The following is a 24,095-nucleotide window of genomic DNA, read 5'->3' as shown; positions in this document are numbered from 1 at the left end:
AACGTGGAGGAGACAATGTCCGATCTGACTGAGGTAGAGGTTTTCATCCCCGCCGGCGGCCCCGAGGATGCCGAGCGGGAGGCGTTCCTCGACGCCGCGGCGTCGCTGGCCCAAGAAGGCTACCCGATCACCGTGTACGTGCGCGGTGAGGACGAGTGGGCCTTCGAAGAATGCGAACACGTCGCGGACATGCTCGCGGCCTCCGGGGACATGGTCCTGCCCATTACCCTGCTCGGCCCGCAGATCGTCGTCTCCTGGATGTATCCAACCGCGGAGCAGATGCAGCGCTTCGCCAAGGCCCGCGCACCCAAGCGCAAAGACCCGCGATTTTCCGCGGCGGCCGCGGCCTGCGGGCCCGGGGGCCGGCAGACCCCGGGCGCGGTCGGAGCACCCGCGGAGAAGCCGGAACCGGCCGGATTCGCCGCGGTCCTGGCGGGCGTTCGGGAGAAGCCTCGCGGGGGCCCCGAGATCGGTGCCCGCCGCAATCTCATGGGCGGAGATACGGGCGACGGCCTTCCCTTGCCCGAAGACTCATCCAGGAATGCCGACTCCGGCGGATGCTGCGGCGGATCCTGCGGGTGCGGCGGCCACTAGGCCGATACACGGGACGCTGAACGTCCCCCAGGCTTCTCCATGGCAGGTTTCGGCGACGTCCGGTTCCGCCAAGATCGCCGGGACCTGACAGGAACCCGAAGTCAGCCTCGTCGCCGAGGGCGACCTCATCAGACCTGATGGGCCACCCCAATCACGCACTTACTAACGGTATATCCACTGGTCAATGGCTCTTTCTGACATTTGCGCCGCTAGACCAACGATCAGCAACCACACCACCCTCGCCATGCATTGGCCTCGGAGGCCTCACACGCAGAGCTGAAATAATTCGTAATATATTGCAAGTTTGAAGCAGTTCAGCCTACCCTACAACCGTGTTGGCCATCACTCTTCTATAATCAAATTCAACCTTAGGAGACACTCGATGCATTTAGCGCAATATCCTAATCCCACCGCGTAAACTATAGTTCCTTAATAACATTACAGGGGTGCCTCGTAGCCAAACGGGGCACCCCTTGGGGCCGGAGCATTCAAATGCAATATGAGTATTTTGGCGCTTTTAAGAAGCTACAAAACGATTTAGAAACATTTCAAGCAGAGGGATACTACGACGAAACCCTCAGTGAATTCATGAGGGATACATCCTGGCAGCAATCATGGGATGTAGAATCCCTATCAGAGCACGTCAATGAGAACGATCACGTCATAGTGGATTTGGGGGTCGGAGACGGCAGGCTAATAAAACAACTTCAAGATGGTGGCACCAATTCCACATTTATCGGGGTCGACTCCTCCCCCTCGGCTCGCAATCGTTTCCTCAAGAGACAAGAGGAATGCAATTTCAACGGTGAATTTATTCTTGCTGACTTTATCTCAGACAAAATACCATTAAATAACGTTGACTTCGTTTATTTTGGTGCGATATCAGTCAACGGACTAACCACAATAAAAAACGTTTCAAAAATATTTTCAAATGTCGAAAGGTGCATGTCATCAGTCGGTCGGTTTGCCATTTCAGTCTACACAAATAGTTCAGTATCCAGGTTTCCAGAACTCAACGGTATACTCACTCCAGAAATTTACACGACAGAGTCTGGAAAAGAGCGGATCATCTGGAGAGGACTAAAGTATGAGGCTCCGTTTCTAATTCACAATTCGTTTATAGATCGCAGGTCCGAGGGGTTAGAACCGGTGCTTTGCTCACACCATGAAAGAATTTGGAGAGAGCAGGACATTACCGAAATAGCTAATATCCTTGGATGGACGGTAGCCTATCGGAACATCTCCCAAGTTGGAGACGGAGGGGCTCAAGGATATGAAGTAGCTACGATTTCATTCTCAAAAAATGATCGGCAATAAACTATCAAAATATCCAATAACTATAGCTTTGACACTGTCCTTATTCGCCGAAGGCTCAGTGTATTACTTAATGATCTTCTCGATCTCCCAGCAGGGTGGCACATGGATGCTCACCGCAACCAGTTTGGCCACCCTGCTCCCCAGCATTCTGGTAGCCCCAGCCGTGGGATGGGCCGTCGACAAAATTCCTACGAAGACTCTGTGGGTATTGTCTTTGTTCGTTTCGGCCATGACCATGATCTGCATGATCCTGACATCCAACGTCTCTCTTAACGTCGCGCTACTTTCGCTGCAAACGGTTTGCTCGATTATGGTCGGGTCCGTGGTCTTCAAGGCATTACCCAACCTTCATGGATTCACCGAGCAGACCGCTAGCGCCTACGTAGTCGGAATAAATTCCCTCTTAGCGATCGTCACACCGCCTCTGTCGGCACTTCTGTTTTCGCTGGGATTCAGTGGGGCAATCTGGGTGGCAACCGCGCTGACCCTTATTTCTCTCGCGATCATAGCGATTCATATCCCTCGCGCGCGTCCGGATACGACTCGCGACCACACAGACTTCAAACACCTTCGCCGCGGCTTGAAGTCTCTCTCTGGAATCTCGTCGCTCAAACTGTATTTACCCGCCATGTTTGCTGTCGTGTTATTCACGACCATGGAAGATCTCTCCGGCGTCGTCTACCTGCAGGATATCGGCCGTGCCCGGTTGGGAGATATTCCCCTCGACATGGATCCGGGCCTGGTGGGTTACTCGATCATCTTGGCCGCATGGTCGACGGGATCCCTCCTGGCTTCGGTGCGCGCGAGTAAGGCCAAGCGGCGATTTGACCCGGTCACCTTGCTCATACTCGGGGGAGCTCTCATTTGCGTCGCCATTATTGTCGAAGGGATCGTGGAATATTTATCCGTGATACTCATATTCTTCGTTATGGGCGGGATAGGAAACGCCATGCATAACATCGGGGTGAGAAATACGGTTTACGAGGCTGTGCCGGAAGAGATACGAGGGAGGGCGTGGTCGCTCATCGGATCTTCCTTTGCGGCGTTTTCCATCATGGGCAAATTTTTGGGAACGCCTCACCTCGTCGGTGAGCCCAAAGGCGTCATCACTTTTTCCGGCCTGGCCGGAATGACCGTTATCGTGGCGTCCTTCCTCTGGATTCGGAGGAGAGGTTGGACACCACATTTGTGGGATCGTCCTCAACCACCGCATTCCTCATGAGGATTGTTCCCGTTGGGGAGACGAGGGCGTTCGATGGGTTGTCAGTCTCGGTATGTTTCGAGCCGGCGTGTCCGGTCGGACCATGTCGATCCGGCGCGTCGCCGGCTGTTGCGCATTGTCGGCCCGACGTTCGGGCTTCCCGGGCGTCTGCGACGAGACACGCGCGGCCGCCTCGGCCCGACGGGCGGTCAGGGCCTGCCCCATAAACCACAGCCTCATCGCGATCGTCGTCGCCCATCCCGCCACGATGACGAGCAGGGCCACCGCGAAAATGTACCCACGGCTCGAACCAAGCGCCTCGAACCAGCTGAGGATTCCGGCCAGGATCAGCACGTACATCGCCCTCCGGCTGCTCATCGGCCCCTGCGTAAAACGCCCGACGCCGCCCAGCTCGCCCAGTGCCGTCAGATACGGCGCGACCACCGAGAGAATCGCGGCGATCCAGGCGAAGGTCAGTCCGGCGTCGAGGTTGTCGCGCGTGAGCCACACCTGAAAGGTGGCCCCTCCGGCCGCGATCAGAAGGAGGACGTCGGCGGCCGCGTCCACGAGGCTCACCGGGATGTCCCCGATGCGTCGATCCCCCGAGACCCTCATCCGCAACGATTCCAACACGATATTGCCCGCGAGCCTGGCCCCCAACAGGATCACGGCGACGAGAATCCACCAGAACCGACCGACGTCCGAGCCCACCCACGAGCTCAGCGCGATGGCCACCGCCGCCCCGATCCCGCACCCGGCGGCGGCCACCGAGACCTTCCTCGGCGGGATGCCCGCGCGGTGCGCCGAGCCGGCGAGCCTGCCCAGCGCGTTCCGAGTGTTTCGCGGGATGCCTCGCCCCGCGGATTCGACCTTTTCCCAGGGCGCGGCGACCCTGGCCCACGGCGCGGAACCGGTTGACGTGGTGCGGCGAGTGCTGTCCTCCATAACTCCTGCTTTCTCCGGACGAGCGACTGATAGCACCAGAATAAGCGGCAGGTATTGTGGGGAACCAGTATCGAGTGAAGGGGTAGCTATGGGGTTTTTCCCGAAGAGAACGAAAAAGCACGGCGAATGGAATCTCGCGCTCTCGCCCGATGAGCAGAAGAAGCGCCGCCGCGAGGCCGAGGAGCGCCGTCGGGCCATCGCCGAGCGATCATCGAAGCGCTCGAAGGGCCAGCGTTCGGCCAGGTCGGCGGCCTCCGAACGCGAAGGAAACGGCGTGGCCGGTGCGATCGCCCGAGAGCACACCGTGGCCTTCGCCCTCGGCGTGGTCGACGGAGCCCTCGGACTCGTCTCCCCCGACCTGTGGACCTCGAACCTCGCCCTCCGCAGTCCCAAACGCGGTCTGACGGCCACCGTCGCCGCGACCGCGGGCTCGGTCGTGGGCGGCGCGCTCACGTATCGCCGCTCCCAGAAGATCGGCAAGCGCGCCAGCCGCGCCGAGTTCCTGGGCCGCCCGGGCATCGGCGGGTCGACCCTGTCCCGCGTCGAGCGCGAATCCGCGAGGTACGGCACGCGAGCCATGGTGTCGGGTCTCGTGGAGGACGTCCCCTACGCCGCCTACGCCCGCGAGCTGGGGTTGCGCCGGGTGGACATGACGGAGTTTCTCGCCTGGTCCGCGGCCACCCGCATGACCCGGTTTGCGGCGATGACCGGTGGCGTCGCGATCGCGTCGGGACTCGCCCGATCGGTCGCCCCGCGCCTGACCCGGGTCGCGGCCCCGGTCCTGCTGAACGCGGCGTGGATCGCCCACTACTCGTACCGGTGGAATAAGAACGGCTGAGCTAGGCCCCGGGGACGGACCCGTCACGCCTGCCCGAGTGACCGGTCCGTTTCCGAGCCTTCCAGCATCATGGTGGTTTCGTGGAGTTCCCGGAGCCTCCCGTCGGCGGCGCGATGAGCGAAGACGTAAACCTCCTGGACCGTGAGGCCCCCGCCCCTTTTGTGGACCCGGACCACATGGCGATCCGCGTACAGCCGCCCTTGGCTCAGCTCCTCTTCCACCACGATGTCCGCTCGTTCCGCGACCTCGCGCACGCGCGCTAGGTGGTCCACGACCTCCGCCCGGCGCGACCACGAGCCGTTGGTGCGCTGGCGGTAGTCGGGCGCGAAATATCGATCGGCGATCTCGTCCAGGAGGAGATGCTGCCGGTTAAAGACGTCGTGAAGGACCCGCCCCATCACGGACGGGCTTTCCTCGTGTGTGTGCAACATGCACACACCATAACAGAATCGTGCAAAGAGCACGGTTAAGATGGGTTCATGACCTCTGCACCTCGAGAAATCTCCGATGCCCTCGGGCTGATCCTGAATCAGGACTTCCGGAAGCGCCTGTACGCCGAGATCACCGAGGGCGTCCACGAAGGTTTCGACGCCGGTACGTATTCGACCCTGAGCGCGCTGGCGCGATGCCTTTCGACCCACGAGTCGGTCAGTGCGGCGACCCTCGCCGGCTCCTTGGGTCTGGACCGCAGCGTCGTGAGCCGTCGCTGCTCGGCGTTGGCGCGAGACGGGCTGATCAGCATCGACCGACCGCCGCACGACGAGCGCAAGGCGCTACTGTCGCTGACGCCCGCCGGAGAAGCCGCGATCGGGGTCGCCCGAGAACGGCTCGACGCCGCCATCTCGGCGCGAACGCGCGGATGGACCGCCGAAGAACTCGCCACGTTCGCGCGCCTGATCGGACGATTCGCCGGGGACGGGCCGTTGTCCCTGACCGAGGCTCAGGTATAGAAGAACCTGATCAGGTGGAAGAACACCGGCGCGGAGAAGACCAGCGAATCCATGCGATCCATGATGCCGCCGTGGCCGGCGATCAGGTTGCCGAAGTCTTTGATCCCGCGGTCCCTCTTGACCGCGCTCATCACGAGGCCCCCGGCGAATCCCAGCAGGCAACACACCAGGGAAAGCCCGGCGGCCGCGACCGGGGAAAACGGCGTGAGCCACCAGAGGCCCGCACCCAGGGCCGTCGCCGTCAGGATGCCCCCGAGGAAACCTTCCACGGTCTTATTCGGCGAGACGCTCGGGGCGATGGGGTGCCGCCCGATGGTCTTCCCCCAGATGTACTGGAAGACGTCGCTGCCCTGAACCACGAGCACCAAGAACAGCAGCAGGTGCGCGCCCATGGGGCCTCCGGAACCCGGCGGGGATCCTTCCGCGGCCTCGCGGCCCGTGGTCATCGCGGCCGGTAGCTGGAGGATGGCCGGCAGATAGCTCATCGCGTACACGCACACCATCAGCGCCCACTGGATCGTCGCGGTCCGTTGGAGGAAGCCCTCCGTCTGGCCCGCCCACGCGTTGCGCGCCGGGAGGAACAGGAACGCGTAAACCGGGATCAGCACCGAGAAGAACCCGTAGGAGTGGTCCCACAGGAAGTAGTAGTTCAGCGGCGGGATCACGAAGACCAGCCACACCAGCACCTTGTGGTCGCGGTGGGAGGTCGGCAGGATCGTCAAGAATTCCCGCAGGGCCAGGAACGAGAGGACGAGGAAGAACACCAGGGTGACGGTTTCTCCGCCCATGAGGACCAGCGCGAGGATGGCCGCCATGATCCACCACGCGCCGACGCGCTGCTTCAGGTTCGACACCAGGCTCGATTCCCGGCCCTTCAGCCGCACGGCCAGGATCCCGGTGATGACCGAGGCGACGACCAAGACCCCGCCGACGCCGAGGAACACCTGACCCGCTTGGGCATCCAAGAGACCGATCATCGTTCCGCCTCCCCCTCGTCGTGGCCCCGGAGCGAACGGTCCAAGACATCGCGGGCCCTGTTCAGGAAATCCTCCTGAGACTCCCCCGGGCCCACGACCAGCGGGGCGTGGACGATGACCGTCGGAAGGTGGGGAACGGGGATGACCTCGCCCTTCGGGAGAATTCTCCCGAGATCCCTCAGGGTCACCGGGATGACGGGGATCGTCGGGTCGTGCAGCGCCAGGCGGTACAGGCCCCCGTGGAATCGAGCGACCCGCTCGCCATCGCCGCGCGTGCCCTCCGGGAAGATGATGAGCGAGTCGCCGCCGTCGAGCACCGCCGTCATTCCCGCGAGCTGGCCGGCACCCTTGGGACTGGCGCCCGCGGAACTCGCGCGAGGCGGCGTCCTACCCGACCCGTCGCGTTTCCCCGAACCGTGCCGATCCACGAGATACGCGTTGAAGACCCCCTCGGCGACCTTCTGCTTGATGCCGGATCCCCAATAGTCCTGGGCCGCGATGGGCCGCACGCGCCGGCGGAGACGCGGAGGCAGCACCGACCAGAGGGTCACGAAATCCAGGTGGCTCGAGTGGTTGGCGTAGTAGATCGCCTGATCCGGGAAGGTTGGTTGCCCGCCGTCGGGATCCGTGACCCGAACGCCCTCGGCCGCGGTCAGGACGCGCGCCAGCCCGTTCCGGGCGAGATCCCCTAGGCTCATGCCGGGCCCCGGGTGCGCGAGGAGCTCGCGGCGGCGTCGGGGGCGGCCTTCCGTTCGAGCGCCCGAGACACGAACCACCAGCGCATCCCGACCGTGACCGCCGCACCCACCGCGATCAGGACCAGGGCAAGCGCGAGGAACAACCCCCGCATCCCGAAGAGCGGTTCGAATAGCGACAGAAGGCACGCGACGACCAGGACCCACATACGCCGCGGCTTGGCCATCGGCCCCTGGAAGAAATTGCCGACGCCGTTCGCCGCACCGAGAGTGCGCATGTAGGCGGTCATGAGCGCCAGCACCGCGGCGCTCCAACCGAAAAACAGCCCCCAGTCGAGCCCCGCGTCGACGGCCCAGAGCCCGCGCGTCGCGTATCCGGCCGCCGCCAGGAGCAGGACGTCGGCGACCCGATCCGGCACTTCGTTGAAGAGGTCGCCGGTGGGCGAGTGCATGCCCTTCTCGACGGCGAGCATGCCGTCGAGCATATTGAGCAGCAACCGGAGGGGTATACACACGACCGTCATGATCAGCCACACCGACCGGGCGCCGTCGTGTTCGACCGTGCCGGACAGGACGAGGGCCAGCGCCCCGATCGCCGCGAAGATCACGGACCCGACGGAGACCTGGTTGGGCGTGAGGCCCGTGGAGTGCAGGAGATCCGCCGTCCGCGCGGCCCAGCCGGTGGTCCGTTGGGGAATGGCCCGGCGGTCGGTGCCGGTGGCTTCCCACGGCGCGCTGGGGCTCGGGTCGGGGGTAGGGGACGTGCTGTGACCGTGTGACGATGCGTCGGACATGCTGATACTCGCTTGGTGCTGGCTCGGAATCCGATGGGTGAATGGCTCATACTCAATGTAGAGCACGTCACGAAGGAGTACCATGCATCGCCGTCGATCCCTTCGCCCTTCTCGCGGGTTGGCCGACCGTCTGGTGGCCGCCGCGTGGGGCTTTGCCGAGGCCACCGCGTTCTTCATCGTTCCCGACGTCTGGACCAGCCGGATCGCGCTGCGGTCCCCTCGCCGCGGCATGGCCTCCACCGCGGACGCCCTCGCCGGGGCGCTCGCAGGCGGCCTCTGCATGTACGCGGTCGGCCGGTCCGTGGACCCCGAGCGATGCCGGGAGCTGGTCACCAAGATCCCAGGCATCGATCGGCCCCTGGTCGAGGAGACCGAGCGGGCCGTCCTCCGTTCGCCGGAGGTCGCGCTGTTGCTCGGCCCTCCCCGAGGCGTGCCCTATAAGCTCTTCGCCCTGGCCCACGGCAGGCAACGGCGGCCCCTGGGGCGCTTCCTCGTGGTCAGCGTCCCCGCGCGGTGGGTGCGGTTTGCCCTGGTCACCGGTGGAGTCGGCGCGGCGGGTGCCGCCGGCCGGTCCCATCTGCCGCCGGCGCTCCAACCGTGCCTGCCGGTCGTGTTCTACGGCGGGTGGGTGGCCTTCTACACCTGGTACTTCCGCCGCGGCCCCGGGGCCCGGCTCACGCCTGCCCGGCGGCCTTCCGCTTCTTGAGCCCGCGACGCACGAAGGGCCAGAACACCAGCAGCACGACGGTCGCGATGAGGCTGGTCCACACCTGGCTTCGCCCGTCCTCGGTGGTCAGCATGACCACCAGCACGAAAGCGACGCCCGCCATCAGCAGGATGTTCAGCCACGGGTGCAGCCAGACCTTGAGCTTGAGACCCGCGCGCTCCTCGGGCGTCATCTTGCGCCGCAGGTTCATCTGCGTGAGCGCGATGAACACGTAGACGAACAGCGCGACGAGGCCCGCTGAGTTCATGATGAAGTCGAAAACGCCGGACTCGGGAGCGGCGAAGTTGACGATGGTGGCGACCACCCCGCCGATCGTGGAGGCCAGCAGGGCCATGTACGGCACGCCGTGGCGGGACCGCTTGGTCACCAACTGCGGCGCGAAGCCCTGATCCGCCAGGGCCGCAAACATGCGCGAGGCGGAATATAGCCCCGAGTTCAGCACGGACAGCACCGCGGTGAAGATGATCAGCTGCATCACCAGGTCCGCGCCGGGAAGGCCGAACTTGGCGAAGGCCAGGGTGAAGGGGGCCTGGGAGACATCGGTCGGGACCGGCAGCTCGTTCCACGGGATCACGGTGGTGATCACCAGGACGGCGCCGACGAAGAACAGCAGGATGCGCCAGATGACGGTCGAGGTGGCTTGCCGAATGCCACGGGCAGGGTCCTCCGACTCGGCGGCGGCCATGACCGCGATCTCGGTCCCGAAGTAGGAGAAGATCACCAGGGCCACGCCCGTGAAGGCGACGCCGAAGCCATGCGGGGCGAATCCGCCGTGCTGCCACAAATTGCCGACCGAGAAGTCGGCGTGCGGCCACCAGCCCAGGGCGAAGAGGACGCCCACGCCCAGGAAGACGACGATCGAGATGACCTTGATGCTCGCGAGCCAGAACTCGACCTCACCAAACGTGCGGACCGAGATCAGGTTGGTGCCCACGAACATGGCCAGCAGGACGAAGGAACCGGCCCACGCGGGAACCGCGGGGAACCACCCGTGCAGGGTCTCCCCGCCGAGCACGGATTCATAGGCAAGCACCCCAACCCAGAAGTACCAGTAGAGCCAGCCCACCAGGTACGCGGCCCAATCGCCGAGCCCGACGCGGGCGTATTCCATGAAGGAGCCGATGGCCGGCCGGGACGCCGCCATCTCGCCGAGCATGCGCATCGCCAGGAAGACGAGCAGCCCGCCGATGAGGTAGGAGACCACAGCGGCCGGGCCGACGGAGCGGATGACGTTGCCTGACCCCACGAAGAGGCTCGCACCGATGATCCCGCCGAGGGTGATCATGGTGACGTGGCGCGATTTAAGTTTCTTGCCGGCGGGTTCGCCGGAACGACGCCGATGAGCCGTCGAGCCCATCGAGGTTTGGGGCGAGACGGGCTCGTCGTAGGGGGAGTGACTCATGGAGGATCTTTCTGCCGGGGGACTGCGGCAACGGTGCGCGGCCCTCCCACCGGAGGACCGCGCACCGTTGTCCAAGAGCTCGGAAGCTCGAAGGTTAGATCGAGCGGATGCCCGCCACGAGAATATCCAACGCTTCGCCCAAGAGCTCATCGCCGATCGTCAACGGAGGCAACAATCGGATGATGTTTCCGTAGGTTCCGCAGGTCAGCGTCACGACGCCGCGCTCAAGGCAGTAGGCCGCGATGTCCTTGGCCGCCGAGGGATGCGGCTTCTTGGAGCCGGAGTCCGCGACCAATTCGACGGCCATCATGGCCCCGCGTCCGCGGACCTCGCCCACGATGTCGAGCTCGTCGACGAGGGGTTCGAGGGCCGAGCGGACCGACTTCTCGATCGCGGCGGCGCGATCGGTCAGGTTCCACTCCTCCATGGTCTCGATCGAGGCCAGCGCCGCGGCACACGCCACGGGGTTGCCGCCGTAGGTTCCGCCGAGGCCGCCGGGGCCCACGGCATCCAGCAGGTCGGCGCGGCCGGTCACGGCGGACAGCGGCATGCCGCCCGCGATGCCCTTGGCCATGGCCACCAGGTCCGGCTCGACGCCTTCGTGATCGACGGCGAACCACTTGCCCGTGCGGCAGAAGCCCGCCTGGACCTCGTCGGCGATGAAGACGACACCGTTCTCGCGGGCCCACTCGGCCAGCCGCGGCAGGAAGCCCTCGGCCGGAACGATGAATCCGCCCTCACCCTGGATGGGCTCGATCAGGATCGCGGCCACGTCCTGGCCGCCGATCTGCTTCTCGATCTGCAGGATCGCGCGCTCCGCGGCTTCCTTGCCGTCGATCTCCGCGGGTTCGCGGTAGGGGTAGCTCATCGGGACGCGGTACACCTCGGAGGCGAACGGCCCGAAGCCGCGCTTGTAGGGCGCGGCCTTAGCGGTCAGGGCCATCGTGAGGTTGGTGCGGCCGTGGTAGGCGTGGTCGAACACCACGACGGCGTTGCGGCCGGTCGCGGCGCGGGCAACCTTCACGGCGTTCTCCACGGCCTCGGCGCCCGAGTTGAACAGGACCGAGCGCTTCTCGAAGTCACCCGGGGTGACCTCGGCGAGCTTCTCGGCGACCGCGACGTAGCCTTCGTACGGCGTGACCATGAAGCACGTGTGCGTGAAGTGCTGCGCGGACTCCTGGACGGCCTCGACCACCTTGGGTGCCGACGCGCCGACCGTGGTCACGGCGATGCCCGAGCCGAGGTCGACCATCGAATTGCCGTCGACGTCGACGATCACGCCGCCGTCGGCGTCCGCCGCGTAGACCGGAACCGAGGAGGCCACGCCGCCCGGCACGACCTTGGCCCGACGGTCCGCGAGGGCCTGCGACTTGGGCCCGGGGAACTGCCCGGTGAGCCGAATCTCCTGGGGGAGGCGGTAGGAAATCTCTGTCATCAGTGAAGTCTCTTTCTACGAACGATCGGTTACGCGCTGATGTCGTGCATGACGTGCTTGACGCGTGTGTATTCTTCGACGGCGTACATGGACAAATCCTTGCCGTGGCCGGAATCCTTGAATCCGCCGTGCGGCATTTCCGCCGCGAGCACCACGTGGGTGTTGACCCAGACGCACCCGAAATCGAGATCGCGGGAAACGCGCATCGCGGTGCCGTGGTTGGCGGTCCAGACCGACGAGGCCAGCGCGTAGTCGACGTCGTTGGCGAGCTTAAGGGCCTCTTCCTCGGTCGTGAAGGTCTGTACCGTCAGGACCGGGGCGAAGGTCTCTTCCTGGACGATCGCGTCGTCCTGCCGAACCCCCGAAATCACGGTCGGTTCGATGAAGAATCCCTTGTCACCCAGCTGCTTGCCGCCGCATTCGACCACCGCGTGCTCGGGCAGGCTTTCGAGCTTACCCATGACGGTGCGGAAATGGTTCACGTTGTTCAACGGACCGTAATAATTCTCGGCGTCGTTCTCGGAACCGGTCTTGGTGCCCTTGGCGGCCTTGACCAGCAGACGGGTGAATTCCTCGGCCACGGACTCCTCCACGATCACGCGCGTGACCGCCGTGCAGTCCTGCCCGGCGTTGAAGTAGCCGAACTCGGTGAGCATCCGCGCGGTGCGCTCGAGGTCGGCGTCCGCGAAGACGACCGCGGGGGCCTTACCGCCCAGCTCGAGGTGGGTCAGCTTGAGGTCCTTCGCGGCGGACTCGGCCACGGCGCGTCCGGCCCGAACGGAACCGGTGATCGCGACGAGGCGCGGCGTCTTGTGCGAGACCACCTTGGCACCGACCGTGCCGTCGCCCAGCACGATGTTGACCACGCCGGCGGGGAAGATCTCCGAGATCAGCTCGGCGAGCACCAAGGTCGACTCGGGGGTCGTATCCGAGGGCTTGAGCACCACGGTATTTCCCGCCGCCAGGGCCGGGCCGAGCTTCCAAATGGCCATGTCCAGGGGGTAGTTCCACGGGGTGACCTGCCCGACGACGCCGATCGGCTCGCGCCGCACGTACGAGGTGTGGTCCTCGACGTACTCCGTGGCCGCCTTGCCCTCGAGCGCGCGGGCGGCGCCGGCGAAGAAGCGCAGCTGGTCCGCGCCGCCGAGGATCTCCTCCGAGGTGATGGCCTCGCGAGGCTGGCCCGTGTTGCGGTACTGCGCGTCGGCCAGCCGCTGGGCGTTGGCTTCCATCGCGTCGGCGAGATCCAGCAACATCTTCTGCCGGTCCGAGGGGGTGGTCTTGCGGAAGGTCGTGAAGGCCTCCGCGGCCGCGGCGAAGGCCGCGTCGATGTCCTGATCCGTCGAGATCGGGGAGACCGCCACGGTCTCGCCGGTCACGGGGCTGACGATGTCCAGGGTCTCGGTCGCGGGTGAGTCGACGAATTCGCCATTGATGAAGTTCTTGAGTCGGTTGACCATGAGGTTCCTCCTGCTACATATCTGGGTGGGTGGCGATGGCGGGAATCAGCGTCCCGCGTAGGGGTCCTTGATGCCGATGTACTGCGTGGTCGTGTATTCCGCGATGCCTTCCGCGCCGCCTTCGCGGCCCAGGCCGGACTGCTTGACGCCCCCGAAGGGCGCGGCCGCGTTGGAGATGACCCCCGCGTTGAAGCCCATCAGGCCGAAGTCGAGGTGGTCCGATACCCGGAACATCCGGGAGGTGTCCTGGGTATAGACGTAGGAGGCCAAACCGTATTCGGTGGAATTGGCCAGCTCCATGGCTTCCTCTTCCGTGGAAAAGGTCACGATGGGCGCGACCGGGCCGAAGATCTCCTCGGTGACCACGCGGGCGTCGCGGGGAACGTCGGCCAGAACGGTCGGCTCGTAGAAGTATCCGGCGCCGTCGGCCGCCTTGCCGCCGACCAGCACTCGCGCGCCCCGCTGGGTCGCGTCGTCCACCAGGCCCGAGACGGACTTCAACGCCTTTTCCTCGACCAACGGGCCACACGTGGTCTTCTCGTCGAGGCCGTTGCCCAGGCTCAGTTCCGCGATCTTCGCGGCGAATTTCCGGCCGAATTCCTCGGCGACGGACTCGTGGACGAGGAAGCGGTTGGCCGCGGTGCAGGCCTCGCCGGTGTTGCGCATCTTGGCGCCCATCGCGCCGGCGACCGCGTCGTCAAGGTCGGCATCCTCGAACACGATGAACGGCGCGTTGCCGCCGAGTTCCATGGAGGTCCGCAGGACGTTATCCGCGGCCTTGGCCATGAGCTGCTTGCCGACCGGGGTGGAGCCGGTGAAGGAGACCTTCCGCAGCCGGGGGTCCTCCATGATCGGATCCGAGATCGCCGAGGCCGAGGCCCCCGAGACGACGTTGAGCACGCCAGCCGGCAGGCCCGCGTCGAGCATCGTCTGGGCGAAGTACTGGCTCGTCAGCGGGGTGAGCCGGGCCGGCTTGAGGACCATCGTGCACCCGGCGGCCACCGCGGGGGCGACCTTGCGGGTGCCCATCGCGAGCGGGAAATTCCACGGGGTGATGAGCAGGCACGGGCCGACCGGCTTGCGGACGGTCAGCATGCGGAGGTTGCCCTCGGGGGTCGGGGCGTAGCGGCCGTAGTCGCGCACCGCTTCCTCGGAGAACCAGCGGAGGAACTCGCCGCCGTAGACGACCTCGCCGCGGGCCTCGGCCAGGGGCTTGCCCATCTCGAGGGTCATGAGGGTCGCGAACTCTTCCTTGCGCTCCTGGACCAGGTCGAAGGCCCGACGCAGGATATTCGACCGCTCGCGGTTGGGGGTCGCGGCCCATTCCGCCTGAACCGCGCACGCGGCGTCCATCGCGGCGCGGGCGTCGTCGCTCGTGCCGGAGGCGAGGGTCGCGATCGTCTCCCCCGTCGCCGGATTTTCCACCTCGTAGGTTCCGCCGTCCGACGCGTCCCGCCACTGGCCCCCGATCAGCAGACCGGTAGGAACCCGAGCGAGCAGCTCATCAACATCGATGGCCATGGTCTCAAACCTCTTTCACACGTCCCACGGCACGGATCGCGCCGCGGTTAACCATTAGGAAAATTTTGTTTCATGATACGTCAGGATCGACCGGCTGTCCCCCGGTCCGGGGACACCGCTTTCAGCTGTCCGGTCCACGGCTGGGCCTCGGATCCGTACCGCCCCGGGTGGTAGTCCCGCGGGACCACGAGCACGGGAATCGGCAGCTTCGAGAGGATCTTCGAGGTCGTCGAGGACAGGAACAGCTCGCCGCGCTGGGCCAACTTGGACGAACCGGCCATGAGCACCGCGCCCGGGTCCCAGTCCACCGACTCGACGGCCTCCGCGATGCCGCGGCCGTGCCCGACGACGACGCGGAGCTTCTCGGGTTCCTCGGGCCGGACACTGGAGTCGGCCACCAGGGCCTCGACCGCCGCCTGGACCCTGCCGTCGTCCTCGTCACGGGACCCGTCGACCATGCAGACCAGGCGCACCGGCAGGCCCGTGCGGTTCAGCGTCGCGATGGCTTCCTCGACCAATCCGATCGAGTCCACCTTGGGGCTCACGGCGCAGTCGATCGAGGTGATCGAGGTCGAGTTTTCGTAGCTGCTCGGGGCCATGATGACCGGGAGCTTGGCCCGGTGCAGCAGGGCGTTGTCCACGGAACCGATCCCGTGCCAGAGCCAGGAGGTGCGCGACGAACCGCCCACGATGATCGCACCGGCGTTGACCACCTCGGCCATCTCCATGAGTCCGGTCGCGGCGTTCGTCGAACGGCGCAGGTGGTACCGGGCGGTGACGTCCTCGGGCACGAGCTCGGCCGCTTCCTGGAGCCACTCCTTGGCCTGTTGCTCCACGAGTTGCGTGTAATTGCCGCTCCCGCGGAGGGCACCCGCGTAAGCGTCTTCGACCTTCAACACGAGCACGACGTCGAGTTCGGCGCGCATCGAGCGGGCGAGCGCGATACCGAGGTTCAGGGCGTCGCGGCCTCGGTGGTCCGCGGAGTATCCAACGATGTATCTCATAGTGATTCCACGATATCCCTGGCGGTCTTCTGGCCCATCCGAACGGCGCCGTCGACGTGCTGGTACCCCTCGGCGGCGATGTCCGAGCACGACCAGTGGATCGGGCCGACGGTCTCGGCTTGGTCCATGCCGTACCGGTGCAGCCCGCCGAGGTCGTAGCTCGCGGCGTAGGCCCCGCGGGTCCATTCCTCATTGCCCCAGTCGGATTCGTAGTAGACCACCGGGTTCTTGGCCTCGTCGCCCAGCAATTCGGCGATCGAGGCGAGCAGCTTTTCCTGACGCTCCTGAGCGGACATCGCGAAGACGTGGTCGGCCTTCTCGTCCGAGACGAATCCGACCAGGGTTCCGCGGGATTCCTCGCGGCCGGTCTCCGGATCCACGTTGGTATTGTCGTAGACCTCCTGGACCAAGGAATCCGCCGAGAACGCCGTGCCCGAGAGGCCCTTCTCGCGCCAGAACGGGGTTTCGTAGACCGCGTGGACCTTGATGACCAACCCGAGCGACTGGTGCTGATGCAGCTGGTGTTGGCGGCGCGGCAGGGCCGGAACGTAGGAGATGCGGCTGTACAGGTTCGGCGGGACGGCGACGACGGCGCGGCGGGCGTGAACGATCACGCCGGCCCCGGTGGCCTCGCCATCCTCGGAGAATTCCTCGGCCTCGACCTGCACGGGGTATTCCCCCTCTTCCTGCCAGCGCAGGACGCGCACGGGGTGGCCGGTGACGACGTCGTCACCCAACCGGGCCGCCATGGCCTGGGAGACCGACTGCATGCCGCCGACGACGCGCTTGTCCAGGATGAAGTCCTCGTCCACGAGGTTGGAGAAGGATCCGGCCGACGCCGCCATCAGTACCGCCTGGAGGGCCGAGAACGCGTGCGAGGGCTTGGTCAGCATCCCGCCGGCGACGAACAGGCCGATGTTATTGCAGGCTTCCTCGTCCGAAGACTGCTCCCGCAACCAGTGGTGGAAGGAGATGGTGTCCAGCTCGCGCGCCTTGGGGTGGGCCCAGGGCTCGTGCGGGCCGATCTCGGCGGCGAGCCCGTCGAGGATCTCGATGAGTCGTTCCATCTCGCGCTCGGTCTCCTCCGAGACGGGGAACATTTCGCCGGTGTACTGGGTCACCGTGCCGTCCGGCGCGCGGTAGACGCTCTTGCCCTCGCGGTAGCGGGAGAACGTGTCCATGCCGAGCTCCTCGACGAGCTCCGACAACACGGTCTGGTCCGGGGAGATCCACTGGCCGCCGATCTCCAGGAAGGCGCCGTCCACGTGCTTCGACCAGGTGCGGCCACCCACACGCTCGCGGGCCTCGAGCACCGTGACGGACTTCCCGGCCGCGCGGAGCGTGGTCGCCGCGGAGAGGCCGGACGGACCCGCGCCGATCACGACGACGTCGGACTCGCGGACGGTCCACGCGGAGTGCTGGGGATTGTGGGGGTTGGCGTTCATGGTTCGACCTTTCGCTGTGGCTTCGTCATTCATAAACGAATCATTTTCGTTTACTGTATCGGTGCGATTGAAATTTGTGAAGCGGGTCCCAGGCAAAACTCCGTGCCTTTCGGGGTGGCTCGCCGGGTAAAGTCGATGGGGTGGAAAAGATGGTGACGAGACGACGAGGAAGACCCGCCCAAAACATCCTGACGTCGGAGACGATCGTGCGAGCCGCGCGGGATCTCCTGGAGACCGACGGGGAGAACTTCACCATGACGATGCTGGCCAAGCGCCTGGGCGTCGCGGTGTCCTCGCTGTACAACCACGTCGCGTCCCGCGATGAGGTGTTCGCCAAGATCTCGGACGACGTCGTCCGCGGCATCGACGTGCGCCCCCTGAACCGCCTGGCCAAGCGCATGGCCAAGGATGACCCCGGGACCGTGAGCCCCGCCGAGGCGGCCGCGGCCTGGCGGGCCGCCGCGGAGAAGTGGGCCCGGTCCTACTACCGCGCCTTCGCCGCGCAGCCCTCCGTGGTCGCGACCCTTGCCCTGACGCCGGTGGCCGAAGCCCCGCAAACCCTCATGATGTACGAGACCGTGGCCCACGCGTTCCTCGCCGCCGGGTGGCCCGAGAGCGAGGTCCTTCTGATCATCGAAACCTTGGAGTCTTTCCTCCTCGGCACGGCCCTCGACGCCGCGGCCCCGGCGGATATCTTCCATCCGGGCGATCTCGCGGCGGACTACCCGATCATGTCCCGCCTGCACGACGCCCGGTCCCACCTGAACGGCGCCCAGGCCGCCGAGGAAGCGCTCGACGTCGGGCTGTCGAGCCTCCTCAACGGGCTCGAGCAACGCCTGCGCGAGGCACTGACCGGAGCCTGAGCGCGTGTCCCGCCCCGCCGCGGAACGCCCCCTCGGTGCGGAACGCCAGCTCGGGCCTCGGTCGCGGGCAGGCGGTCTCACGCCCGGTCCACGGCTCCCGGGGCGATGTCGACCCGCCCCCGGAAGAAGGCCGGAAGCCTCCGGGACAGAACCCACATCACGATGAGCCCCAGAACCAGCATCCCGGCACCGAGGTAGAAGACCAGCCCGACGCCGAAGAGCGACGACCCGGACCCGTAGGACGGATCGAAGGAATCGATCGTGGTCCGCACGAAGAAGATCAGCAATAGAATTCCGCCCAGGAGCGGGCCGACGAATTGGCTGAGGGCCGTGCGGACCGAGCGGAAGGCGGACTTCCGGAAATACCAGACGCACGCGAGGGCGGTCAGCCCGTAGTAGAAGCAGACCATGAGGCCCAGCGCGGAGATCGTGTCCCAGAGGACGTCCTCCGAGACCACGCGCATGACCGCGTAGAACACGGCGGCGATCACGGTGGCCGTGACGGTCGCGGTGCTCGGGGTCTGGTATTTCGGGTGAATCCGGGACAGGCCCTTGGGAAGGGCGCCGTAGTAGCTCATCGACAGCATCGTGCGGGCCGGCGAGACCATGGTCGATTGCAGCGAAGCGATCGAGGACATCAGCACGGCGATCGACATCAGGATCCCCAGCGGCCCGAGCACCGGCGTCGCGAGCGCGGCAAAAACGTTTTCCTGGATGTTCCCGTTGGTCAGCCCGAGGTCCCCGTCCCCCACGCCGGAGTAGGCGAGGGTCGCGCACGCGACCAGCAGGTAGAGGACCACGACGATGCCGATGACCAGCAGTGCGGCCCGGCCGGGGGTCTTATCCGAGCCTTCCGTCTCCTCGTTGAGGGTCAGCACGGTGTCCCACCCCCAGTAGATGAACACGGATAGCGAGACGCCTGCCGAGAAGGCCGAGAAGGAGTCCACCCCGAGCGGGTTGAACCACTCGAGGCTCGGCATGTGACCGTCGAAGGCCGTCCCGTTGCCCACGTGAATGAACGCGACCACGGTGAAGGCCAGCATGATCAGCAACTGAAAGCTGACCAGAAAGATCTGGAAGCGCTTGGTTTCCTCGACCCCGCGGTACGAGACCGCGCAGGCACCGGCCATGAACACCAGACAGGTCGCGATGTTCAGGGGGATATTGCGGGTCAGGTCGGCGATGGCCTCGTTGTGGAAGATCTGGGACAGCAAGAGGTAAAAGAAGTCCACGCCGATCCCGGCCAGGTTCGATAGCACGAGGATCGTCGAGGCCAGCAGACCCCAGCCGCCCATCCACCCGACCCACGGGCCGAAGGCCTTGGTGGCCCAGGTAAAGGTCGTCCCCGAGTCCGGCATCGCGGAGTTCAGCTCGCGATACCCCAGCGCGACCAGCAGCATCGGGATGAACCCCAGGAGAAAAATCGCCGGCAGGTGGAACCCGACGACCGAGACGGTCGGCCCGAGCGCACCCGAGAGGGTATAGGCCGGGGCGATGGTCGAGACGCCGATGACGGTCGCCCCGACCAGCCCGATGCTCGCGGCGCTGAGCCCCTTGGCCTGCCGCTTCGCGTCGCCCTCGACGACCGTGACGGAAGCGCCGGCTTGGGCGCGACTGACCGTCGGGGAGGTCGAGGTATGGATCGTGACGTGGGAGTCCGCGGAGGGTCCGGACTTCTTTCCGGACGGTGACGTTGAGGACATGAGTTCCTCCTATGGGTCGGTGAAGCGGTGGGGGCGGCCCGGGGCCGGCCGGGGATCAGGGGGTCAGCGGGGGCGTCCGGGAGGGTTCGGTGCGCCGCGGGCCCAGGGCGTCGTAGGCAAAACCGAGTTCCAAGGGGCGGTTGTCCGAGTAAGCGCGGCCCGCGAAGGTCAGCCCGACGGGCATATCGATGTCGGCCGCGACCCCCATGGGCGCCGTGACCGTGGGAATGCCGAGGTGACGGATCGCGAGGTTGCCGTTCGCGACCCACACGCCATTCCGCCAGCCCTCGTCGGCGGAGGCGGGGTTCACGTCCATATCCGCGGGGGCGACGTCGGCCAGCGCCGGGAACACCACCGCGTCCAGGCCCAGCCCGTCCATCCACTCCTCGAGGTCGACCCGGCGGGTCTCCTCCAGGCCGGCGAGCCCCTCGGCGATGCCCGGTATCTCCGACGGCGAGCCGATCGGGCGCTCGCGGATCACCTCGGGATAGGTCGCGATGTCGTCGTCGAAGCCGTCGTACCGGTCGGGCAGGGCGCCCTCCGGATGCGGGAAGATCTCCGAGCCATCCACCACGCTCAGGTCGGGCAGGTCCGGATCGCCGTTGGCGCGGAGGAAGTCGTCCCACGCCCACGCGGAGAGTTCGGTGATTTCGCGGTCGAGGTATTCCTCGCTCACGAATCCACGGGTGCGAACGGTCGGCTCGCCGGGACGGTCGCCCTCGTACCGGGTGACCACCGGGAAATCGACCTCCACGACGCGGGCGCCGGCGCTTTCGAGCTCCTCGCGGGCGCGCTCCCACAGGTCGATGATGGACTCGCGCGTCTCGATGCGTCGGCCGGTGGGTCCCCCGATGCCCGGATTCTCCGCGGTTCCGGCCTCGGGGTCGCGGTTGATGTACAGGCGCGGCACGCCGAGAGTCACCCCGTCGAGGCGTCGGCGGGCGTCCTGCGGATCGGTGGCGACCAGCGCGGCGTAGGACGCCGGGCGGACCTCCGAGGAGCGCGGGATCTCGACCGACTCCTGGACGCGCCAGAAATCGCCGCGTGCGGTGTGGTCGTCGGCCACGACGACGTCCAGGATCTCCGCGAGGTCCGCGGCGGTGCGGGCGTGCGGCACGACCACGTCCATCGTGGGGACCAGGGGCCAATTGCCGCGCACCGAGATGACGCCGCGGGATGGCGTATAGGCAAACAATGCATTGCAGGACGCGGGGGCGCGGCCGCTGGACCAGGTCTCCTCGCCCAGGCCGAAGGCGGCAAAGCTGGCCGCGGTCGCGGTGCCGGAACCGTTCGAGGACCCGGACCCAAAGGCCGAGGTGAGGCGTTCGCCGTTGTACGGGCTTTCCGCCCGGCCGTAGAGCCCGCGCTGCATCCCGCCGTTGGCCATCGGCGGCATATTCGTCAGGCCCAGGCAGATCGCCCCGGCCGCGCGGAGGCGTTCGATCGTGAACGCGTCGCGCTGGGCGATCAGATCCCGAAAGGCCGGGCTGCCCGCGGCCGCCGTGAGGCCCCGAACCAGGTAGCTGTCCTTGGCGGTGTAGATGATGCCGTCCAGCGGCCCCAGGGGTTTCCCATCCGCCCGGCGGCGATCCGACGCGCGAGCCTCGGCGCGGGCCTCGGGATTGCGCACGATCACGGAGTTCAGGCGCGGGCCGGCGACGTCGTAGGCCTCCAACCGGGCCAGGTACTCGTCGAGCAGGGCCTCGCTGGTCGTCTCTCCCGCCTCCAGGGCCGCCCGGAGATCGGCGATGCTGACCTCGACCACGTTCATCCGGCTCACGCGCGATCACCCACCGCGGGCTGCTGCTGGGTAATGCAGTGGATTCCGCCGCCGCGTTCGAAGATCGGGCGGGCCTCGACCGAGACGACCTCGCGCCCCGGGTAGGCCTCCGCGAGGATCTCCCGGGCGCGCCCGTCGGCCCGGTCTTCCCCGAAGGAACAGGCCACGACCACGCCGTTGGCGACGTAATGGTTGATGTAGCTGAAGTCCACGGGGCCTTCGGCGTCGCGGATGAGCTCCGGGGCGGGCACCTCGAGGATCCTCAGCGGGCGGCCCTCGGCGTCGGTCTGCCCCTCGAGCGCCGCGCGGATCTCGCGCATCGCGGCGTGGTCTGGGTGCTCCGGGTTCTCCTGAGCGTGCAGCAGCACCGTGCCCGGGGACGCAAAGGAGGCGACGATGTCCACGTGGCCGTTGGTGCCGAATTCGTCGTAGTCGCGGGTCAGCCCGCGGGGCAGCCAGATGACCTTACGAGAGCCGAGGGTCCTGGCGAACTCCGCCTCGACGCGTTCCCGGTCGGCGTGCGGATTGCGGCGCGGGTCCAGCTGCACGGTTTCGGTGGCCAGCACGGTTCCCTGGCCGTCCGTGTGGATCCCGCCGCCCTCGTTGACCAGCACCGAGGAGATGACCTCGGTGGCCCGGTCCGAACGGGATCGTTCGGCGACCAGGCGGCCGAGCTTCGCGGACTTGTCCCAGTCCGCCCAGTCGTTGGCGCCCCACCCGTTGAAGATCCAGTCCACGGCCCCGAGGCGATCGGGATCCTCGGCATCTCGCACAAAGGTCGGCCCGACGTCGCGCATCCAGAACTCGTCCACCGGCGCCTCGACGACGTCGATCCCCCGGCCCAGCATGTTCCGCGCCCTCGCCGCCTCGGACGGATCCGCGACCATGGTGACCGCCTCATACTCGGCGATGGCGCGCGCGACGGCCGACCACGCCTCGTATCCTTCGGCCCGCTCGGCGTCGGTCGAGCCCAGCGTCTGGCCTTCGCAAGGGAAGGCCATCCAGGTGCGTTCGTGGGGCGCCGTTTCGGCGGGCATGATCCAAGCCATGGTGAGTTCTCTCCTTTTCGGCCAGCGACCGGGGCTCGCCGTGCGGTGGGGCCGTTCAGTCGATTTAACGAACTTCGTTCGTTTACGTTGAGAGCCAGGTTACATGGCGACCGACGTATCCGTGAACCCACTCACGTTTATTGATGGTGAAAATTTTTTCCGGCCCCGCTTGGATACAGTCGACATGGACCGCGAGTTTTCGCAGATCACCCCGACGTCGCACGGAGACCTTGATGACGCCCCAGACCGCTTCGGACCTCTTCTATCTGGCTCTCGGGATCGGCATGGTGGCCTACTGCCTCGCCGGATTCCGGCGCGCGGGGCACCGCCTGCGATACGGGGTGCTCAGCATCATCGGCGTGCTCATGATCGTCAATGCGGCCACGTCCCTCTTGGCCAGCACCCGTCTCGAATGGCTCAACCTCGCGATGGGCATCGTCACGCTGATAGTCCTGGCGGGGCTCTTCCTCGGCTATATCTGCCTGGCGGCCTTCCTCCTGATCAACGGCGCCACGGTCATTCGCAAGGAAGGAAGGCGGCCCAAGAACCTGCTGGCCCTCTGCGCGGGGCTGTGGATGCTCGCGCTTCCGTTCGGCGTCATCGTCATGATCGCCGTGTTCTCGACCGGCTCCGGATGGTGGATCACCGTCTGCGGGTGCGCCTACGCCATACTCTGGTACGCCACGGGATACGTCGCCTTCTGCTTCCTGAGTTTCCTGATCTCGGCGGTGGCCTATCGACGCCTGTCCGCGCGCTTTCACCCCGCGTACGTCATCATCCTGGGCGCCGGGCTGATCGGGACCAAGGTGACCCCGCTGCTCGCCTCGCGGCTGGACCGCGCCGTGACGATCTTCCGCCGCGAGCAGGCCAAAGGCCGCGCCCCGATCCTGATCCCGAGCGGCGGTCAGGGCGCGGACGAGGTGGTTCCCGAGGGCCACGCGATGCGCGAGTACCTGCTCGAGCAGGGCATCCCGGCCGAGTCCATCCGGGTCGAGGACAAATCCACCACGACCATGGAGAACCTGCGGTTTTCCCAGCGGGTCATGGACGACCCCAAGGCGCCGGTCTACGTGGCCACCAGCGATTACCACGTGTACCGGGCGGCCATCTTCATGAATAAGGTGGGGCTCAAGGGCCGCGGCGTGGGCGCCAAGACGGCCAACTACTACGTTCCCAGCGCATTCCTCCGGGAATTCGCCGCAATCATGTTGGCCAACCGCTGGATCCACCTCGTGGTGCTCGCTCCGGCGATCCTCGGCTCGCTCGCGCTGATCCTATTCGCCCTCACGGCGTCGATGAGCTAGTCCGCCCGAGGAATCAGTCCTTCGACATTTTCCGCCACACGTAGTACCCAAATCCAAAGACAATGAAAATAATTCCAAAGATCGACGGTGT

At 66.0% G+C, this 24,095-nt stretch carries 22 protein-coding genes; 8 read left to right on the top strand and 14 right to left on the bottom strand.

Annotation, left to right across the window (positions count from 1 at the left end; genetic code table 11):
• Nucleotides 1-15: 15 nt before the first annotated feature.
• The 3 genes from CURSPS6_RS00610 to CURSPS6_RS00605 all read left to right on the top strand — a co-directional run bounded on the left by CURSPS6_RS00610 (nt 16) and on the right by CURSPS6_RS00605 (nt 3,133).
• Complete coding sequence (locus CURSPS6_RS00610; protein WP_030013327.1) at nt 16-594, top strand: arsenic metallochaperone ArsD family protein; 579 nt, start codon at nt 16-18, stop codon at nt 592-594.
• Nucleotides 595-1,086: 492 nt separating this feature from the next.
• A complete protein-coding gene (locus CURSPS6_RS12235; RefSeq protein WP_082469869.1) occupies nt 1,087-1,911 on the top strand; it encodes a class I SAM-dependent methyltransferase in 825 nt (274 codons plus the stop codon).
• A complete protein-coding gene (locus CURSPS6_RS00605) occupies nt 1,898-3,133 on the top strand; it encodes an MFS transporter (RefSeq protein WP_082469868.1) in 1,236 nt (411 codons plus the stop codon). Before CURSPS6_RS12235 ends, CURSPS6_RS00605 begins: the two co-directional genes overlap by 14 nt.
• Here the strand turns inward: CURSPS6_RS00605 and CURSPS6_RS00600 are convergent.
• Nucleotides 3,128-4,057 carry a hypothetical protein gene (locus CURSPS6_RS00600; RefSeq protein ID WP_030013325.1) on the bottom strand — a complete coding sequence of 310 codons (930 nt, stop codon included), beginning with the start codon at nt 4,055-4,057 and terminating at the stop codon, nt 3,128-3,130. The two genes, CURSPS6_RS00605 and CURSPS6_RS00600, sit on opposite strands and share 6 nt — an antisense overlap.
• Before the next feature lie 88 nt (nt 4,058-4,145).
• Here CURSPS6_RS00600 and CURSPS6_RS00595 point away from each other — a divergent pair, with 88 nt between their 5' ends.
• Nucleotides 4,146-4,895 (top strand): hypothetical protein, encoded by a 750-nt coding sequence (locus CURSPS6_RS00595; RefSeq protein WP_051687453.1) that lies wholly within the window; start codon nt 4,146-4,148, stop codon nt 4,893-4,895.
• A gap of 23 nt (nt 4,896-4,918) precedes the next feature.
• Here CURSPS6_RS00595 and CURSPS6_RS00590 read toward each other — a convergent pair whose 3' ends face one another.
• Complete coding sequence (locus CURSPS6_RS00590) at nt 4,919-5,326, bottom strand: hypothetical protein (RefSeq protein ID WP_200910802.1); 408 nt, start codon at nt 5,324-5,326, stop codon at nt 4,919-4,921.
• Nucleotides 5,327-5,374: 48 nt separating this feature from the next.
• Here CURSPS6_RS00590 and CURSPS6_RS00585 point away from each other — a divergent pair, with 48 nt between their 5' ends.
• Nucleotides 5,375-5,845, top strand: a complete 471-nt coding sequence (locus CURSPS6_RS00585) for a MarR family winged helix-turn-helix transcriptional regulator (RefSeq protein ID WP_030013320.1) — start codon at nt 5,375-5,377, stop codon at nt 5,843-5,845.
• Here CURSPS6_RS00585 and CURSPS6_RS00580 read toward each other — a convergent pair.
• From CURSPS6_RS00580 to CURSPS6_RS00570, 3 genes are read right to left on the bottom strand one after another with little or no spacing between them, the layout of a single operon-like run.
• A complete protein-coding gene (locus tag CURSPS6_RS00580; RefSeq protein ID WP_030013319.1) occupies nt 5,836-6,822 on the bottom strand; it encodes a phosphatidate cytidylyltransferase in 987 nt (328 codons plus the stop codon). The genes CURSPS6_RS00585 and CURSPS6_RS00580 overlap by 10 nt on opposite strands.
• Nucleotides 6,819-7,520, bottom strand: a complete 702-nt coding sequence (locus CURSPS6_RS00575) for a lysophospholipid acyltransferase family protein (RefSeq protein WP_051687452.1) — start codon at nt 7,518-7,520, stop codon at nt 6,819-6,821. The genes CURSPS6_RS00580 and CURSPS6_RS00575 overlap by 4 nt, the downstream gene beginning before the upstream one ends.
• Nucleotides 7,517-8,311: a CDP-alcohol phosphatidyltransferase family protein gene (locus CURSPS6_RS00570; RefSeq protein WP_051687451.1), complete on the bottom strand. Its 795-nt coding sequence runs from the start codon at nt 8,309-8,311 to the stop codon at nt 7,517-7,519. Before CURSPS6_RS00570 ends, CURSPS6_RS00575 begins: the two co-directional genes overlap by 4 nt.
• Before the next feature lie 82 nt (nt 8,312-8,393).
• On the opposite strand from CURSPS6_RS00570, the gene CURSPS6_RS00565 reads away from it, so the two are divergent.
• On the top strand, nt 8,394-9,017 hold the full coding sequence (locus CURSPS6_RS00565) for a hypothetical protein (protein WP_051687450.1): 624 nt from the start codon (nt 8,394-8,396) through the stop codon (nt 9,015-9,017).
• Here CURSPS6_RS00565 and CURSPS6_RS00560 read toward each other — a convergent pair.
• The 6 genes from CURSPS6_RS00560 to CURSPS6_RS00535 all read right to left on the bottom strand — a co-directional run bounded on the left by CURSPS6_RS00560 (nt 8,986) and on the right by CURSPS6_RS00535 (nt 17,305).
• Entirely contained in the window at nt 8,986-10,440 is a 1,455-nt protein-coding gene (locus CURSPS6_RS00560) for an amino acid permease (RefSeq protein WP_030013312.1), read from the bottom strand. The two genes, CURSPS6_RS00565 and CURSPS6_RS00560, sit on opposite strands and share 32 nt — an antisense overlap.
• 94 nt (nt 10,441-10,534) lie before the next feature.
• Nucleotides 10,535-11,875: a 4-aminobutyrate--2-oxoglutarate transaminase gene (gabT, locus tag CURSPS6_RS00555; RefSeq protein ID WP_030013311.1), complete on the bottom strand. Its 1,341-nt coding sequence runs from the start codon at nt 11,873-11,875 to the stop codon at nt 10,535-10,537.
• A gap of 29 nt (nt 11,876-11,904) precedes the next feature.
• Complete coding sequence (locus tag CURSPS6_RS00550) at nt 11,905-13,335, bottom strand: gamma-aminobutyraldehyde dehydrogenase (protein ID WP_030013310.1); 1,431 nt, start codon at nt 13,333-13,335, stop codon at nt 11,905-11,907.
• A gap of 45 nt (nt 13,336-13,380) precedes the next feature.
• Nucleotides 13,381-14,856, bottom strand: a complete 1,476-nt coding sequence (locus CURSPS6_RS00545; RefSeq protein WP_030013309.1) for an NAD-dependent succinate-semialdehyde dehydrogenase — start codon at nt 14,854-14,856, stop codon at nt 13,381-13,383.
• A gap of 80 nt (nt 14,857-14,936) precedes the next feature.
• Entirely contained in the window at nt 14,937-15,860 is a 924-nt protein-coding gene (locus CURSPS6_RS00540) for a universal stress protein (protein WP_051687449.1), read from the bottom strand.
• Nucleotides 15,857-17,305, bottom strand: coding sequence for a flavin monoamine oxidase family protein (locus CURSPS6_RS00535; RefSeq protein WP_051687482.1), 1,449 nt, complete (start codon nt 17,303-17,305; stop codon nt 15,857-15,859). The genes CURSPS6_RS00540 and CURSPS6_RS00535 overlap by 4 nt, the downstream gene beginning before the upstream one ends.
• Nucleotides 17,306-17,454: 149 nt before the next feature.
• Between CURSPS6_RS00535 and CURSPS6_RS00530 the strand changes: the two genes are divergently transcribed.
• Nucleotides 17,455-18,168: a TetR/AcrR family transcriptional regulator gene (locus CURSPS6_RS00530; RefSeq protein WP_030013305.1), complete on the top strand. Its 714-nt coding sequence runs from the start codon at nt 17,455-17,457 to the stop codon at nt 18,166-18,168.
• Nucleotides 18,169-18,245: 77 nt separating this feature from the next.
• Here the strand turns inward: CURSPS6_RS00530 and CURSPS6_RS00525 are convergent, their stop codons facing one another.
• The 3 genes from CURSPS6_RS00525 to CURSPS6_RS00515 are packed head-to-tail and all read right to left on the bottom strand — an operon-like array spanning nt 18,246 to nt 22,700.
• The gene (locus CURSPS6_RS00525; RefSeq protein ID WP_082469867.1) at nt 18,246-19,871 is read right to left on the bottom strand and encodes an APC family permease; all 1,626 of its coding nucleotides are present in this window, start codon (nt 19,869-19,871) and stop codon (nt 18,246-18,248) included.
• 55 nt (nt 19,872-19,926) lie between these two features.
• On the bottom strand, nt 19,927-21,642 hold the full coding sequence (locus CURSPS6_RS00520) for an amidase (protein WP_030013302.1): 1,716 nt from the start codon (nt 21,640-21,642) through the stop codon (nt 19,927-19,929).
• A 5-nt stretch (nt 21,643-21,647) separates the two neighbouring features.
• The gene (locus CURSPS6_RS00515) at nt 21,648-22,700 is read right to left on the bottom strand and encodes an agmatine deiminase family protein (RefSeq protein ID WP_030013300.1); all 1,053 of its coding nucleotides are present in this window, start codon (nt 22,698-22,700) and stop codon (nt 21,648-21,650) included.
• Nucleotides 22,701-22,933: 233 nt separating this feature from the next.
• Between CURSPS6_RS00515 and CURSPS6_RS00510 the strand changes: the two genes are divergently transcribed.
• A complete protein-coding gene (locus tag CURSPS6_RS00510) occupies nt 22,934-24,004 on the top strand; it encodes a YdcF family protein (RefSeq protein WP_051687448.1) in 1,071 nt (356 codons plus the stop codon).
• The last annotated feature ends 91 nt before the right edge of the window (nt 24,005-24,095 follow it).

The sequence above is a fragment of the Curtobacterium sp. S6 genome, from assembly GCF_000710345.2.
In the GTDB taxonomy this organism is placed as follows: Bacteria; Actinomycetota; Actinomycetes; order Actinomycetales; family Micrococcaceae; genus Rothia.
The sequence above is the reverse complement of the archived record's forward strand: the minus strand, read 5'-3'. Positions and strand labels throughout refer to the sequence as shown.